Raw genomic sequence first — 13,423 nt, 5'->3', positions numbered from 1 at the left:
ATCGGTTGGCACGGGCGGTTCCCCCGCACGTTAGCCCGCGACCGTGCCCGCGAGAAGATCACAATCGGGCGGACCGCGACAGCGGGGCCGGCGCCGGGGCCGGCACCGCTGTCGGCCCCGGCGCCTCGCCCGCCGGTACGCCGTTCGCCACGGCCACGGCTTCGACCGAGCCCAGCCACAGCGTGTCCCTGGCCCGGGTCATGGCCACGAACAGCTGGGCGCGCCGGAGCTCCTCGCGTTCGAGCGCGATGCCGTCGTCGTCCGGCCCGGGGACGCCCGCCGCGGTGTGGCCGGGCAGGTAGACGTGTTTGAACTCCAGCCCCTTGGCGCGGCGGTAGCCGCCGACCTTCACCCCGGGCACGGGCCGGCCGTCGTAACGCTCCAGGGGGCACTGCGGGATCCCCGCCCGGGCGAGCAGCCGCTGGTAGTGCTCCGTCTCGCGCCGGGTGGGGCACAGGACCGCCGAGTCGGGCCAGCCGGCCTCGCCGCGGCCGCGCAGGGCGGCGAGCAGGGCCTCGTCGAGCTCGGCGGGGGTCCGCAGGACGGCACGGGTGACCTGGCCGCCCCGGTAGGTGAGGTCCACGTCGCGCAGGCCGGCCAGCCGGGTGCCGTCGATGTCGTCGAAGGCGTCCTCGGCGACGACGGCGAGGGCCGCGTCCAGGATCTCCTTGGCGTTGCGGTAGTTGACGCGCAGGACCTGGCCGCGGTCGCCGCGCACGTCGATCCCGGCGTCGGAGAGACGGAAACCGCCGGGATAGACGGCCTGCTGGCCGTCGCCGACCAGCAGCAGGCCGTTGGGCGCGTCACCGACGAGCGCGTGCAGCAGCCGCACCCCGACGAGCGTGAGGTCCTGGACCTCGTCGGCGATGACGGCCGCGTACGGCGAACGGCCCGGCCGGGCGCGGGCCTCGGCCAGGGCGAGGCCGAGGATGTCGTTGAAGTCGTGCACGCCCCGCTCGGCGCGCACCCGCTCGTACTCCTCGTACAGCGCCCAGACCGCCTCGCGGTGCGGGCGGCGGAGGTTGGTGCGGCGGCGGTGGCGCCTGAGCGTGGCGTACTCCTCGAAGCGGGTGATGCCCCGGCCCTTGATGACGCAGTCGACCTCCTCATGCCAATAGCGCGGCGACGGGTCGAGGGCGCCGAGCACGCTGTCCCGGCCGCGGTGTATCCAGGCCCGGTTGAACGCCGTCAGCGCGCCTTCCCGGTGCAACCGGTGGGGAATTCCGCGTTCTTCGAGGAATTTCAGCGACCAGGAATGCAGGCTGCGGAATTCGACCCGGTCGGCGACGGCCGGGGACATCGCCTTGAGGAAAGTGGCCTGCACGCGTGGCAGATTGCTGGCGAACGTCACGTACAGCACGCGCCCGGTCGTGCGCTGCGCGAGGAGCGCGGCGCGGTGCAGGGCCACGGCGGTCTTCCCCGTGCCCGCCGGGCCGCTGACCCGGGCGGGGCCGGACCAATTACGCCGCACCAGCGCGACCTGGGCGGGGTGGAGGAAGGTCATCCACTGCTCGATCGGGCCCCGGCGGGCGGCCTCGACGGCCGCGTCCCGCAGACCCTCGACGTCGAACAGCGCGTCGGCCGGTTCCTGGGGCGCATGTACCGCCGAGCGCGCGCCGGAGCGTTCGGCGGGAACGGCCGAGCCCTCGTACGCCGGGAAGACCCGGGCCAGATGGCCGGCGACCTCCCCCACCCGGGCCGGGGCGAGCCGGGTCCGCTCAGCCAGCAGCGCCGGCCCCACCTCGCGCTCCCCGAGCAGCCGCACCCGGCCCAGCTCGCCGCTGAACGAGCGGCCGGCGAAGACCACGACCGGCCGGACCGCCACGGGCGACATGCCGAGCTCCGCCACGGCCGCCTCGGCCAGCCGGGTCACGGCCAGCAGCTTGCCTATCTCGCCGTCGCGGCGCTGCCGGGCGGCGACGAGATGCCCGTCGGCGGTCTCCGGGGCGGCCCGCCAGTTCTTGACGTCGATGACGAACACACCGCCGGGCCCGATCAGCAGCATGTCCACATTGGCCGCCCGCGTCCCCGGCCAGCGCCGGTCCACGAGCAGTCGCCAGCCCCGCTCGGTGAGCATCAGCAGCTGGGCGGCGACCTTGCGCTCGCCCTCGCTCGCCGCCTCCCACCGCCGGGCCTCCCGCTGCGCGGCCCTCAGCTGTTCCCGGAGCTCACGCTCGTGCCGCCGGGCCTCCTGGGCCCTGGTCGATGCCGATCCCCCAGCCGCCATGCCCCCACCCCCCTTACCACCTACTCCCCCGAAACATGCATATATACGCAAAGTAATGATCGTACTGCGCTGCGGAACCGGCGCCCGGGAGCGAGGTATCGTCGGCCGGATGCCGAGCGCGCCCTGCGCGCGCCTGATCGACCGCCCGATCGACAACCTGATCGACAGGAGACTTCCGATGCCGTACGCGGGGTCGTCGCGACCGTCGCACATCCTGCTGCGGGACGACGCGGGGCGATGGGCCACCGCCGCGCCGGAGCGCACGGTGCTGGGCGTCATCCACAACATCACCTCCGCGACACGGCTGTTGGACCTGCTCGCGCCGTTCGAGGGCGACAGCCGGGTGCATGTGGTGTTCACCTGCACCGGTTCTTCGGCGTTCGAGAACGGGACGCGGGAATTCATAGCCGCGCGGCAACTCCCTTGGATATCCTGGGAGGAAGCGAAGCGGGAGAAATTCGACCTCGCGGTGAGCAGTAGCCGGGGCGGCGAACTCCACAAGATCAACGCACCACTTGTGGGTGCGCCGCACGGCGCTGGATACAATAAACACTTGAGCCGGGAGCCGGGAGCCGGGAGCCGGGAGCCGGGAGCCGGGAGCCGGGAGCCGGAAGCCGGAAGCCGGAAGCCGGAAGCCGGAAGCCGGAAGCCGGAAGCGTTCGGGCTGGATGCGGAATGGCTCACCCATGACGGGAAGCTGATCCCCTCCGCGATCGTCCTCTCCCACGACGAGCAGCGTGACCGCCTCCGCCGCGGCTGCCCCGAGGCCGTACCCCTCTCCGTCGTCGCCGGCGACCCGTGCATGGACGACCTCCGCGCCGGCCTCCCCTTCCGCGCGGAGTACCGCGCCGCCCTCGGCCTGACGCCCGGCCGGAAGCTGCTCGTCCTCACCTCCACCTGGGGGCCGCACTCCCTCCTCGGCGCGAACATGGACCTCGTCCGCCGGGCCCTGGCCGAGCTGCCGCACGACGAGTACCGCGTCCTCGCGGCCGTCCACCCCAACGTCTGGTACGGCCACGGCGGTTGGCAGCTCCGCGCCTGGCTGGCGCCGTATCTGCGGTCCGGGCTCCTCCTGCCCGCACCCGAGACCGACACCTGGAAGGCGGCGCTGGTCGCGGCCGACGCCTTCGTCGGCGACCACGGATCACTGACCCTCTACGCCGCCGCGCTCGGTGTGCCCGGCCTGCTGGGCGCCTTCGGCGACGAGGTGGTGGCGGCCGGTTCGCCCATGTCCCGGCTGGGCGCGGCGCTGCCGCGCGTGGCGCCGGACGTACCGCTCGGGCTCCAGCTGCGCCGCGCGGCCGCCGCCCGGGCCGGCGACGAGCGGCTCGCCGCGATCGGCGACCTCGTCACCTCCCGCCCCATGCGGGCGGCCGGGCTGCTGCGCCGCCTCTACTACGAGCGCATGGAGCTCGACGAGCCGGAGTCGCCCGCCGTCCCCCGGCCCGTCGCCCTGCCGTTGCCGCTCCCGGCGGAGCGGTACGGGCCGGTGCCGCCGCCCATGTTCGTCGACGTCGGCCTCCGGAACGGGCCGGACGGGGCGATGGTGCTGCGCCGCTACGTCGCCGCGCTTCAGGGGGCGGTTACGGGGCATCTGGCCGATCCCCACCTGGTGGTGGCGGAGGGCGAGCCGGACGGCCGCTGGGCCGGTGCGGCTGATGTCGTCCTGGCCAGGGCGCCGGGGCCGCGCGAGACGTACCGCGCGGCGGCGGAGCGTGTGTTCGCCGGGCACGGGGGCTGCTGGCTGGTGGCGTTTCCGGACCGCGACGGCGCGGCGGGTTGCGTCGCGGTCACGCGGGACGGGGGGATGTTGAGCGGGCGGTGGGAGGGGAGCGCGATGGATCTGGGGGTGGCGGCTTCGGCGTTTTACGCGGTGGCGGTTGCCGGGGCGGAGTCGCGTGTGGTTCCGGTGCGTGTGGGGGGTGGGGAGGGGGTGCTGCGGGTGGTGGGGTGAGTCTTGCCCCAGTCCCGCCCCTTCCCGTTTCCCGGGGCTCCCCCCGGAACCCCGTTCCGGCGCCTGCCGGTGGGTCGGTTTGCGCCCACCCTCCCCCAGCCTTGCGGAACGATTGCCCACAAACGGGTTACGCCAGTCGTTCCCTTGCCTTCGCCGCCAGTGCGCTGCCCGCCTGTTCGTACAGGGTCAGTGCCGCCTGCCAGTCCGCTTCCGCCTCCGCTCGACCGCCCCGCGTCGCCAGGAGATCGCCTCTGTCCAGGAGTATGTCGGCGTGCTCCTTGGGGGCGCCGCAGCCTGTGATCAGGGTGATGGCCTCGTCCAGGCCGGGCAGGGCCTCGTCCGGGCGGTCGGCCCGGAGGCGGGCCCTCGCGTGGTGCCAGAGGGACTTGGCCTCGTTGAAGCGGTCGGGGCGGCCCGGGAGTTCCGCGAACATCCGGCGGGCGCGCAGCAGCAGTTCGGCCGCCTCCTGGTGGCGGCGCCCGGCGGCGTGGGCGCGGCCCAGGTGGAAGGTGAGGAGCGCCCGGCCGCGCGGGTGGTCGAGGCCGTCCAGCGCCCGGAACGCCTGCCGGAAGTGCTCCGCCGCCTCCTCCGCGGCGCCCTCGCGGAGCGCGAGCAGGCCCAGGCCCTCCAGGGCCGAGGACTCCGTGCGGGCGTGCCCGGCGGCGGACGCCAGCCGCAGCGCTTCCCGGTAGTGACGGCCGGCGGTCCCGGCATCGGTCGCATCGCCCCGGTCGGCGTGGGCGAAGGCCAGCTCGTAGTGCGTACGGGCCAGTGCCAGGTCGTCCCCGCACGCCCCGGCGGCCTTCAGGCCCAGCTCGCACACCTCGATCCAGTCCTGGTGGTACTTGCGCCGGAAGAAGAACCCGCGCAGCGCCTCGGCCAGTTGCCACGCCGTGGCGTACCGTCCCAGGTCGTGGGCCAGTCTCGCCGCCGCCACCGCGTTGGCGCGGTCGGGTTCGAAGGCGTCCAGGGCCTCGCCGGCGTCCGCGAAGCGGGAATCGACCCCGGAGTCGACCCCGGAGTCGGCCTCGGGCTCGGGCTCGGGCTCGGCGAACACCGGGCCGTACCGCCAGCGGTCGGAGACCGACCTCTCCACGGCCGCCGCCCGGCGCAGGTACCACTCCAGCAGACGGTCCACCGCCGGTTCGTCCGCCGCCGTGCCCGCGGACCGCGCGTGGTCGTGGACGAGCCGGTGCATGCGCACCCGGCCCTCCCCGGCAGGCTCCAGGACCCGTTCCCGCAGGAGCGTGCGCGCGTCGGTGTCGTTCCCGGCCAGCCGGCGCACCAGGTCGCGGGAGAACTCCGGCGTCGGGTGCGCGCCGAGCGCCCGGTAGAGCGCGGCCGGGCCGTCGGCCAGGGACAGGTGGACGGCTTCCAGCACCTGGGGGACGGAGAGGTCGTCCACTGCGAGCGCCTCCAGGCGGGTCCGGTGATCGCCGAGTTCGCGGGCCAGTTCGGCGGGGTCCTCGCCGAGCCCGTACAGCTCGCCCGCGCGGGCCGCCGCGATCCGTACGGCGAGCGGATAGCCACCGCAGGCGGCGAGCACGCTCTCCAGGGCGGTCACGTCCGGGACGGCGTCCTCACCGGCCACGGCGCGGAACAGCTCGGCGCTGGCCTCCCTGTCGAGGCTGCCCAGCGTCAGGCCGAGCATGCTCGGGTGGCGGACCTTCAACGCGGTCAGCGGCATACGGCTGGTGACGACGACCACGCTGCCCGGGTGCGCGGGCAGCAGCGGCCGCACCTGGCCGGCGTTCACCACGTCGTCCAGCAGGACCAGCAGCGGCCTGCGCGCCGTCAGCGAGCGGTAGTGGGCCTCCAGCGCGGCCTGCCCGGCGGGTCTCTCGTCCGCCCGCGTCCCCAGTTCCTGGACGAAGCCCTGGAGCACGGAGTGGGGGTCGAGCGGCGCGAGGGGGCCGTGCGGGCTCATGTCCGCCTGGAGCTGGCCGCCGGGGAAGTGGCGTCGCAGGCGGTGCAGCCAGCGCAGGGCGGTGGCCGTCTTCCCCATGCCGCCGAGGCCGGTCAGGGTCACGATCAGGGGTGTGCTGCGGACGGTCCGCTCGGCGGCGGCGCGTTCGAGCTCGGCGAAGACAGGGTGGCGGTCGACGAACACGTCCGGTTCGGGGGCCAGCTGACGGGGCGCCCGTGTCTTCACGGCGGCGTGGTGGTGATGGTGGTATTGCACCTCCCGCCCCTGTAACACCGGGCCGTGGTACGTCCCGCCCTCGATGACGTTCCGGATGTCGTCGCCCATGCGTTCGCCCATGCGTTCCCCCCTGGACCGCCGCGGTCGTGGGGCAAGATCCTACGTTCGAACGCCTTTTGGGCGCAGGTGGGAAACGTACCTGGCGCCCCCGGCCGTCGACCGGGGGCGCCAGGCGTACGACGACGGCCACGGGGCGGCGAGCGCCCCGGAGCGGCGGGTCACCGAAGTGCCCTAGCGCCCGACGTCCCCGCCGACGCACGTGCTGCCGGACGCCGGGTTCACCAGGCCGACGACGTTGATGGGGTTGCCGCAGAGGTTGATCGGGATCTCGATCGGGACCTGGATGACGTTGCCCGAGACGACACCCGGGGAACCGGCGGCCGCGCCCTCGGTTCCGGAGTCGGCGGTGGCGGCTCCGGAGAAGCCGGCGAGCGTGGCACCCGCCGCGGCGGTCAGCGCCGCGGCCTTGACGATGCGTGACATGGGGAGAGAACACCTTCGTTCAGTCGTACAGGACGGTCTCCCGGCCTGTACGGCCGGGAGACCGGATTCGGCGCCTGAGGTCAGTCGCCGTGCAACACCCCGGTGGCTCCGGGACGGAGAGCGCCCCGGAGCCCGGAATCAGTCCCCGCGGTGGTGGTGCTCGTGGCGCTCCTCGTAGTAGCTGCCGTGACTCTTCGCGTCAGCGTTGATGCACGTGTTGCCGAACGTCGGGTTCAGCAGGCCGACGATGTCGATGGAGTTGCCGCAGAGGTTGATCGGGATCTGGATCGGGACCTGGATGACGTTGCCCGAGACGACACCCGGGGAACCGGCCGCCGCACCGAAGGCTCCGGAGTCGGCGACAGCCCCGCCGGAGAAGCCGACGAGCGTGGCGCCCACAGCGGCGGTCAGTACCGCGACCTTGAGGATTCGTGACATGGGGAGAGAACACCTTTGTTCGGTCGTACAGGACGGCCCCCCGGCCCCTTCGGCCGGGAGACCGGATCGGCGCCTGAAGGCCAAGCGCCTCCAACACCCCAGTGGCTCCGGGCCGGGGAGGGTCCCGGAGCCACGGTCAGCCGCGCCGGGCAGCCGTCACTCGTTGACGCAGACGTTGCCCGATGCCGCGTTGAGCAGGCCGACGATGTCGATGGAGTTGCCGCAGAGGTTGATCGGGATCTGGATCGGGACCTGGATGACGTTGCCCGAGACGACACCCGGGGAACCGACAGCTGCGCCCTTGGCTCCGGAGTCGGCGACAGCGCCGCCGGCGAAGCCGGCGAGCGTGGCGCCCACGGCGGCGGTGACGACTGCTGCCCTGGCGATACGTGACATGAGGAGACACCTTTGCTTGGTCGTACGAACGAGCACCCGGTCGGTGACGGCCGGGAGCCCGGATCAACGTTTGGAGGTCGCAAAGGTTTCGTCGATGAAGCGTCCGGGTGATCCCGGGTGTGGGCCGATCAACAGAAATGGGGGTTTCCCCATGGGATGCCGAGCTGGCAGGGTTCCTTTCGTACAGACACTCCGGCCGCTTCGACCAGAGGAATGACGCGCGAGAATGATTGGGACCCTGCTTCCTTTACCGATCGAGACGGCCGAGGCATTCGCCGATCCGGCCGACGCGCCCGCGCTCTTCCCCGAGGAGGAGGCGCTGGTCGCCAAGGCCGTGGAGAAACGGCGCCGGGAATTCACCACGGTGCGGAACTGCGCCCGTACGGCCCTGGGCCGGCTGGGCATCGGGCCCGTCGCCCTCGTGCCCGGGCAGCGTGGCGCGCCCCAGTGGCCCTCCGGTGTGATCGGCAGCATGACGCACTGCGCGGGCTACCGCGCGGCGGCGGTGGCCCACGCCGCCGACATTCTGACGATCGGACTGGACGCGGAACCCCATGAGCCCCTGCCCAACGGCGGAGTACGGGAACTGGTGACGCGCCCCGAGGAACGGGGCTGGCTGACCCGGCTCGCCGCGGAACGGCCCGAGGTGTGCTGGGACCGGCTGGTGTTCAGCGCCAAGGAAAGCGTCTACAAGGCCTGGTTTCCGCTGACGAAGCAGTGGCTGGACTTTCAGGACGCGATTCTCGAGGTCGATGCGGACGCAAAGACCTTCAGGGCGACGATTCTGACTCCGGAGCCGCTCCGGGCGGCCACCGGGGGGCGGTTGTCGGGGTTCGAGGGGCGGTGGCTCGTGCGGGACGGGTTGGTCGTGACGGCCATCTCGGTGGACGCGTAGCCGGATCGGGCGGGTGGGCGAGCGGGTGGGCGAGCGGGTGAAGCCCCGCGCCGGAGGCGCGGGGCACCGGTCACTCGTCCTGTGCCGCCACCCTGGCCGCGAAGGACGCCAGTTCCTCGTGCCAGCCCGTGGCCAGTGACAGGCCCGCCGCGCTCCGGCACGCGTGGTCGACGAGCTCCTCGATCATCTGCTCGGCGACGTCCCGCTCCTCCGGGTCGAGGAGGATCTCCCGCAGCAGCCGGGCGTCCCACCCGTACTCCGGGCCGCCGTCGAGGAATCCCCGTAACCGCCACGCGGCGTGCAGCGGGCGCGCGTACGCGTCGTACGAGAGCCCCAGCTCCGCCCGGCCGGCGAGCGCCGCGCCCAGGCGCAGCGGGTGCCGCAGGGCGTACCAGCCCGCCGTGCAGCCGCGGTCGCAGCCGGAGACGCAGCGCCCCGGCCAGGGGTCCTCAAGGTATTCGGCGGCCATGGCCTCCCGCGCGTACGAGCCCATGACCCGCTCCACGCGCAGCTCGTCCCAGATCCGCCGGACCTCGCCGGGCAGCGCCAGCGCCAGCCGGTCGGCGTGGGCGAGGGCGAGATCGCCGGCGAGGGTCGCCGTGGACTCGCCGAAGCGCCGGGACTCGCCCGCCCAGCCGTTGCGCTCGTGTTCGGCGGCCCGGCCGATGTGCAGGGTGGGGATGCCCCGGCGCAGGGTCGCGTCGTCGCGGACGTCGCCGCGGATGAGGGTGCAGGTGTCGAGGAGTTCGAGGGCGACGGCGGTGTCGACGGCGATGTCGGCGGTCCGGTCCACGGGGTCGCCGCCGGCCGCGAGGTAGCCGGTGAGGAAGATGACCGGCCGGGCCCGGTCCCCGCCGGCGGCCAGCAGCTCGGCGAGGGACTCGATGAGCTCGGCGCCTCGGGCGTCGGAGGTGCGCCGTCGCCGGTGCTCCTCCTCGAACAGGCCGCGCAGCCGTTCCTCGACGCGGTCGAGCATCTTCGCGCGCTGGAGCTGCGGCGGCACCGAGCCGGGCGGCACGGGGCGCGGCGGTGAATGGGGTCGTTTCGTCATGGTGGTGCCTCTGCCTCCCTGGACCGGTCGCGGCCTTCGACCGCCCCTGACGAGCGGCGGCTCCGCTCTGTCGTGGCGGAGGGTGACCGGTCGGAAGACTGCCCAGCCCGGCACGGCGGAAGCGCCGGTTTCCTGCCAACCAGCGAGCCCGTCGCACACCGGGTGACGGTCGGCGCGGCCCTCGCGTGCCGTCTGTACAGGGCGCGCCGAGGCCTGTTACATCGGGGGCGGGCCACGGTAATCCGGCTTTTTCGGAGGCAACCATGCGCAGGATCGCGATTGTCGGCGCGGGCCAGGCGGGCTTGCAGCTGGCCCTCGGTCTACGGGAGCAGGGGTACGACGTGACCGTGATCGCGGCCCGGACACCCCAGGAGGTCCGGGCCGGGCGGGTGCTGTCCACCCAGCTGATGTACGGTCCGGCGCTCGCCGTGGAGCGGCGGGCGGGGCTGAATCTGTGGGACCAGCAGACCCCGGCGATCGACGGCGTGGTCATCAGCCCCGTCGATCCTCCGGGCGTCCGGGTGCCGGAGCGGGCCGTGGGGTCCCGGCTGGACGTGCCCGCCCAGTCCGTCGACCAGCGGGTGAAGACGGCGCGGTGGCTGGAGTTGTTCGAGGAGCGCGGGGGGCGGGTGGAGTACCGGCCGGTCGCCGCCGAGGAGCTGCCGGCCCTGGCCGCCGGGCACGATCTGACCCTGCTGGCCACGGGGCACGGCCCGTTGGGGGAGGTCTTCGGGCGGGACGAGCGGCACAGCCCGTACGAGCGGCCGCAGCGCGTCCTGGCCTGTGTGTACGTCCACGGGGTGCGGCCGGATCCGGAGCTTCCGCCGTCGTTCCTGCGGATGTCGGCGTTCCCGGGGGCCGGGGAGTTCTTCGTACTGCCCGCGCTCACCGGCTCGGGTCCGTGCGTGATCCTGCTGTGGGAGGGGCACCCGGGCGGTCCGTTCGACTGCTGGCAAAACGTTTCCGGACCGGGTGCGGCGCTGGAGCGCACCTGGCAGCTGCTGCGGTCGTACGCGCCGTGGGAGTACGAGCTGTGTGCGCACGCCGAGCCGACCGATCCGGGGGCGGCCCTCACCGGGAGCCTCACGCCCGTGGTGCGCCACCCGGTCGCGGAGGTCGCCCCGGGCTCGTACGTCCTGGGCATGGCCGACGCGGTGGTCCTCAACGACCCGATCACCGGGCAGGGCTCCAACAACGCGGCACGCTGCGCGGACCGGTATCTGACGTCGATCGTGGAGCGGGGCGAGCGGCCCTTCGACCGGGCGTGGATGCACGAGACGTTCGCCACCTGGTGGGAGCACGCCCGGCACACCACGGCGTTCACCAACCTGGTACTGGACGCGGCCCGCCCCCGGCACTTCGAGGACGTGCTGACGGCGGCCGCCCGGCACCCGGCGCTGGCCCACCGCTACGTCAACGGCTTCGCCGACCCGGCCGACTATCAGGAGTGGCTGATGGACGCCGACCGGGCGGAGGCATGCCTGGCGGCGGTCGCGGGCCGGTCCGCGGCACAGCCGTGAGCCGGCACAGCCCGTGAGCTAGCCTGACCGGATGGGCACCACGGGCGCGGCACCACCGGAGACGGTGGCGGGAAGCGGGACACGCGCGCCGCGCCGCGCCTCCGCCGGCCAGGGACCGGTCGTCGTCGCGGTGTCGCTCGGCGGTGGCCTCGGGGCCGTGGCCCGGTACGCCGCGGGGCTGGTGTGGCCGACCGCGCCGGCTGCCTTCCCCTGGACGACGCTGCTGATCAACGCGGTCGGCTGTGCCCTGATCGGGGTGCTGCTGGTGACGATCGCCGAGCTCGGCACCCCGCACCGGCTGGCCCGGCCCTTCCTGGGCACGGGCGTGCTGGGCGGTTTCACGACGTTCTCCACCTACGCGGTGGACGTGCAGCGGCTGGTCACGGACGGCAGGACGGCCGAGGGGCTCGCCTATCTGGTGGCCACGCCACTGATCGCGCTGGCCTCGGTGTGGGCGGCGGCGAAGGCGACGCGCCGGCTGGCCGGCGGGAGGAGGGCACGATGAGTCTCCCGGGCGGAGCACTACGACTGACGGCCTATGTGGGCGAGTCCGACACCTTCGGCCACAGGCCCCTGTACTCCGAGATCGTCCACCGGGCGCACGCCGCCGGGCTGGCCGGCGCGAGCGTGTTCCGGGGCATCGAGGGCTTCGGCGCCTCCTCCCGCGTCCACACCGCCCGGCTGCTGTCCCTGAGCGAGGACCTGCCGGTGGCGGTGGTGATCGTGGACGCGGAGGAGCGGGTACGGGCGTTCGTCCCCGAGCTGGCGGAGCTGACCGGCGCCGGCCTGGTCACCCTGGAGCCGGTGGAGATCGTGCGCCCCGGGGACGCGGCCGGTGGGGCGGAGCCGCGCGGGTGAACTGGCTCCTCGTGGTGGGCGGCGCCATGGTGGGCGCTCCGCTGCGTTATCTCACGGACCGCTTCGTCCAGGCCCGGCACGACTCGGTGTTCCCCTGGGGGACGTTCACGGTGAACGTCGTGGGCTGTCTGGTGCTGGGCGTACTGACGGGCGCGGTGGACGAGCCGACACGGCTGCTGCTGGGCACGGGCCTGTGCGGCGCGCTGACGACGTACTCCACGTTCTCCTACGAGACCCTGCGGCTGGCCGAGGACGGGGCACGGGGGTACGCGGTGCTCAACGTGGCCGCGAGCGTGGCGTGCGGACTGGGCGCGGCGTTCGCGGGGGTGGCGCTGGGGAGAGCCCTGTAAGGGGCGCGGGGAACTGCGCGACCAGCCCCCACCGGCCCGCAGGTGACCCGGCCGCACGTCCCGGCTTCCAGCGGAGCGCGCTCAGCGCTCGTCCACCCCGAGGTGCTCCAGTAGCACCCTGCGCAGTTCGCGGGCCGCGCGCGGCGGCGGAGCGTCCTTGCGGTGGGCGACGGCCACAGTCCGCCGCATCCGGTCGCCCTCGAAGGGCGTGACCCGCAGTCCGGAGCGGGCGGCGACCATGCCGGGGACGACGGCCAGGCCCAGCCCGGCCCGGACGAAGCCGAGTACGGCGTCCATCTCACCGCCCTCGACGGTGAAGGACGGCTCGAAGCCCTCGGCCCGGCAGGCGGCGATGGTGATCTCGCGCAGGTCGTAGCCACTGCGGAACATCACCATCGGCAGGTCCCGCAGCTCCCCCACCCGGATCCGGCTCCGGCGCGTGGGCGCGGGCCCGTCCGGCGCCGACACCACCACCAGGTCCTCCCGCAGCAGCTCCTGTGTCTCCAGCGCGGGGGCGCCCACGCCGAGCGGGGTGATGATCAGGGCCAGGTCGAGCCCGCCGTCGGCCAGGCGGCGCACCAGATCCCGTGACCCGCCCTCGTCGACGTGCAGTTCGATGCCGGGGAACCGGGCGTGGTACGTGCGCAGCACGTCCGGCACCAGGCTCGCGCACAGGCTCGGCGGTGCGCCGAGCCGGACCCGGCCGCGCCGCAGCTGGGCCACTTCCTGCACCTCGCGGTGGGCGGTCTCGGTGTCGGCGAGGATGCGGCGGGCGAGCGGCAGGAGGGCCTCACCGGCGTCGGTCAGGGCGATATTGCCCCGCGCGCGATGGAAGAGCTCGGCGCCCAGCTCCCGTTCCAGTGCCCTGATCTGCTGGGACAGCGAGGGCTGGGCGACGTGGAGGGCCTCGGCGGCCCGGGTGAAGTGCCGGACCTCGGCGACCGTGGCGAAGTAGCGGAGCTGCTGAAGTTGCACCCCACCACCATAGATAGGAGGAGCCTATGGAAACGAGCCTCATCATGTCTTGGACGCATCAAAGGCCCTCGAC

The 13,423-nt window shown here is 73.6% G+C and carries 13 protein-coding genes; 6 read left to right on the top strand and 7 right to left on the bottom strand.

The features are described from left to right. Positions 1–58: 58 nt before the first annotated feature. Positions 59–2,227, bottom strand: a complete 2,169-nt coding sequence (locus tag AB0E98_RS24340; RefSeq protein WP_361706172.1) for a UvrD-helicase domain-containing protein — start codon at positions 2,225–2,227, stop codon at positions 59–61. Between the two features lie 109 nt (positions 2,228–2,336). Here AB0E98_RS24340 and AB0E98_RS24335 point away from each other — a divergent pair, with 109 nt between their 5' ends. Then, positions 2,337–4,181: a hypothetical protein gene (locus AB0E98_RS24335; protein ID WP_361706169.1), complete on the top strand. Its 1,845-nt coding sequence runs from the start codon at positions 2,337–2,339 to the stop codon at positions 4,179–4,181. Between the two features lie 127 nt (positions 4,182–4,308). On the opposite strand, the gene AB0E98_RS24330 is transcribed toward AB0E98_RS24335, so the two are convergent. The 4 genes from AB0E98_RS24330 to AB0E98_RS24315 all read right to left on the bottom strand — a co-directional run bounded on the left by AB0E98_RS24330 (position 4,309) and on the right by AB0E98_RS24315 (position 7,701). Continuing rightward, positions 4,309–6,444, bottom strand: a complete 2,136-nt coding sequence (locus AB0E98_RS24330) for an NB-ARC domain-containing protein (protein ID WP_361706167.1) — start codon at positions 6,442–6,444, stop codon at positions 4,309–4,311. A gap of 171 nt (positions 6,445–6,615) precedes the next feature. Continuing rightward, complete coding sequence (locus tag AB0E98_RS24325) at positions 6,616–6,867, bottom strand: chaplin (RefSeq protein ID WP_361706164.1); 252 nt, start codon at positions 6,865–6,867, stop codon at positions 6,616–6,618. Between the two features lie 138 nt (positions 6,868–7,005). Then, positions 7,006–7,305, bottom strand: a complete 300-nt coding sequence (locus AB0E98_RS24320) for a chaplin (RefSeq protein WP_361706162.1) — start codon at positions 7,303–7,305, stop codon at positions 7,006–7,008. 156 nt (positions 7,306–7,461) lie between these two features. Next, entirely contained in the window at positions 7,462–7,701 is a 240-nt protein-coding gene (locus tag AB0E98_RS24315; RefSeq protein WP_361706159.1) for a chaplin, read from the bottom strand. A gap of 226 nt (positions 7,702–7,927) precedes the next feature. Here AB0E98_RS24315 and AB0E98_RS24310 point away from each other — a divergent pair, with 226 nt between their 5' ends. Further along, the gene (locus tag AB0E98_RS24310; RefSeq protein WP_361706157.1) at positions 7,928–8,596 is read left to right on the top strand and encodes a 4'-phosphopantetheinyl transferase superfamily protein; all 669 of its coding nucleotides are present in this window, start codon (positions 7,928–7,930) and stop codon (positions 8,594–8,596) included. 70 nt (positions 8,597–8,666) lie between these two features. Here AB0E98_RS24310 and AB0E98_RS24305 read toward each other — a convergent pair whose 3' ends face one another. After that, positions 8,667–9,647 carry a polyprenyl synthetase family protein gene (locus AB0E98_RS24305; protein WP_361706154.1) on the bottom strand — a complete coding sequence of 327 codons (981 nt, stop codon included), beginning with the start codon at positions 9,645–9,647 and terminating at the stop codon, positions 8,667–8,669. 263 nt (positions 9,648–9,910) lie between these two features. On the opposite strand from AB0E98_RS24305, the gene AB0E98_RS24300 reads away from it, so the two are divergent. From AB0E98_RS24300 to crcB (AB0E98_RS24285), 4 genes are read left to right on the top strand one after another with little or no spacing between them, the layout of a single operon-like run. Beyond that, entirely contained in the window at positions 9,911–11,167 is a 1,257-nt protein-coding gene (locus AB0E98_RS24300; protein ID WP_361706153.1) for a styrene monooxygenase/indole monooxygenase family protein, read from the top strand. 31 nt (positions 11,168–11,198) lie between these two features. Further along, a complete protein-coding gene (crcB, locus tag AB0E98_RS24295; protein ID WP_361706150.1) occupies positions 11,199–11,672 on the top strand; it encodes a fluoride efflux transporter CrcB in 474 nt (157 codons plus the stop codon). Continuing rightward, positions 11,669–12,025, top strand: coding sequence for a DUF190 domain-containing protein (locus tag AB0E98_RS24290; protein ID WP_361706148.1), 357 nt, complete (start codon positions 11,669–11,671; stop codon positions 12,023–12,025). Before crcB (AB0E98_RS24295) ends, AB0E98_RS24290 begins: the two co-directional genes overlap by 4 nt. Continuing rightward, entirely contained in the window at positions 12,022–12,375 is a 354-nt protein-coding gene (gene crcB, locus AB0E98_RS24285) for a fluoride efflux transporter CrcB (protein WP_361706147.1), read from the top strand. The genes AB0E98_RS24290 and crcB (AB0E98_RS24285) overlap by 4 nt, the downstream gene beginning before the upstream one ends. Before the next feature lie 81 nt (positions 12,376–12,456). On the opposite strand, the gene AB0E98_RS24280 is transcribed toward crcB (AB0E98_RS24285), so the two are convergent. Beyond that, positions 12,457–13,350, bottom strand: a complete 894-nt coding sequence (locus AB0E98_RS24280; protein WP_361706145.1) for a LysR substrate-binding domain-containing protein — start codon at positions 13,348–13,350, stop codon at positions 12,457–12,459. Between the last annotated feature and the right edge of the window lie 73 nt (positions 13,351–13,423).

It is taken from the genome of Streptomyces sp. NPDC037389 (assembly GCF_040636475.1).
GTDB classification, from domain to species: domain Bacteria; phylum Actinomycetota; class Actinomycetes; order Streptomycetales; family Streptomycetaceae; genus Streptomyces; species Streptomyces hesseae.
This window is presented reverse-complemented; position numbering and strand designations above follow the sequence as displayed.

Coding starts and splice junctions, on each gene's coding strand:
- AB0E98_RS24330 (WP_361706167.1), bottom strand. CDS start 6,444: ATGGGCGAACGCATGGGCGACGACATCCGGAACGTCATCGAGGGCGGG.
- AB0E98_RS24300 (WP_361706153.1), top strand. CDS start 9,911: ATGCGCAGGATCGCGATTGTCGGCGCGGGCCAGGCGGGCTTGCAGCTG.
- AB0E98_RS24335 (WP_361706169.1), top strand. CDS start 2,337: ATGCCGAGCGCGCCCTGCGCGCGCCTGATCGACCGCCCGATCGACAAC.
- AB0E98_RS24340 (WP_361706172.1), bottom strand. CDS start 2,227: ATGGCGGCTGGGGGATCGGCATCGACCAGGGCCCAGGAGGCCCGGCGG.
- crcB (WP_361706150.1), top strand. CDS start 11,199: ATGGGCACCACGGGCGCGGCACCACCGGAGACGGTGGCGGGAAGCGGG.
- AB0E98_RS24290 (WP_361706148.1), top strand. CDS start 11,669: ATGAGTCTCCCGGGCGGAGCACTACGACTGACGGCCTATGTGGGCGAG.
- AB0E98_RS24305 (WP_361706154.1), bottom strand. CDS start 9,647: ATGACGAAACGACCCCATTCACCGCCGCGCCCCGTGCCGCCCGGCTCG.
- AB0E98_RS24320 (WP_361706162.1), bottom strand. CDS start 7,305: ATGTCACGAATCCTCAAGGTCGCGGTACTGACCGCCGCTGTGGGCGCC.
- AB0E98_RS24310 (WP_361706157.1), top strand. CDS start 7,928: ATGATTGGGACCCTGCTTCCTTTACCGATCGAGACGGCCGAGGCATTC.
- AB0E98_RS24325 (WP_361706164.1), bottom strand. CDS start 6,867: ATGTCACGCATCGTCAAGGCCGCGGCGCTGACCGCCGCGGCGGGTGCC.
- AB0E98_RS24315 (WP_361706159.1), bottom strand. CDS start 7,701: ATGTCACGTATCGCCAGGGCAGCAGTCGTCACCGCCGCCGTGGGCGCC.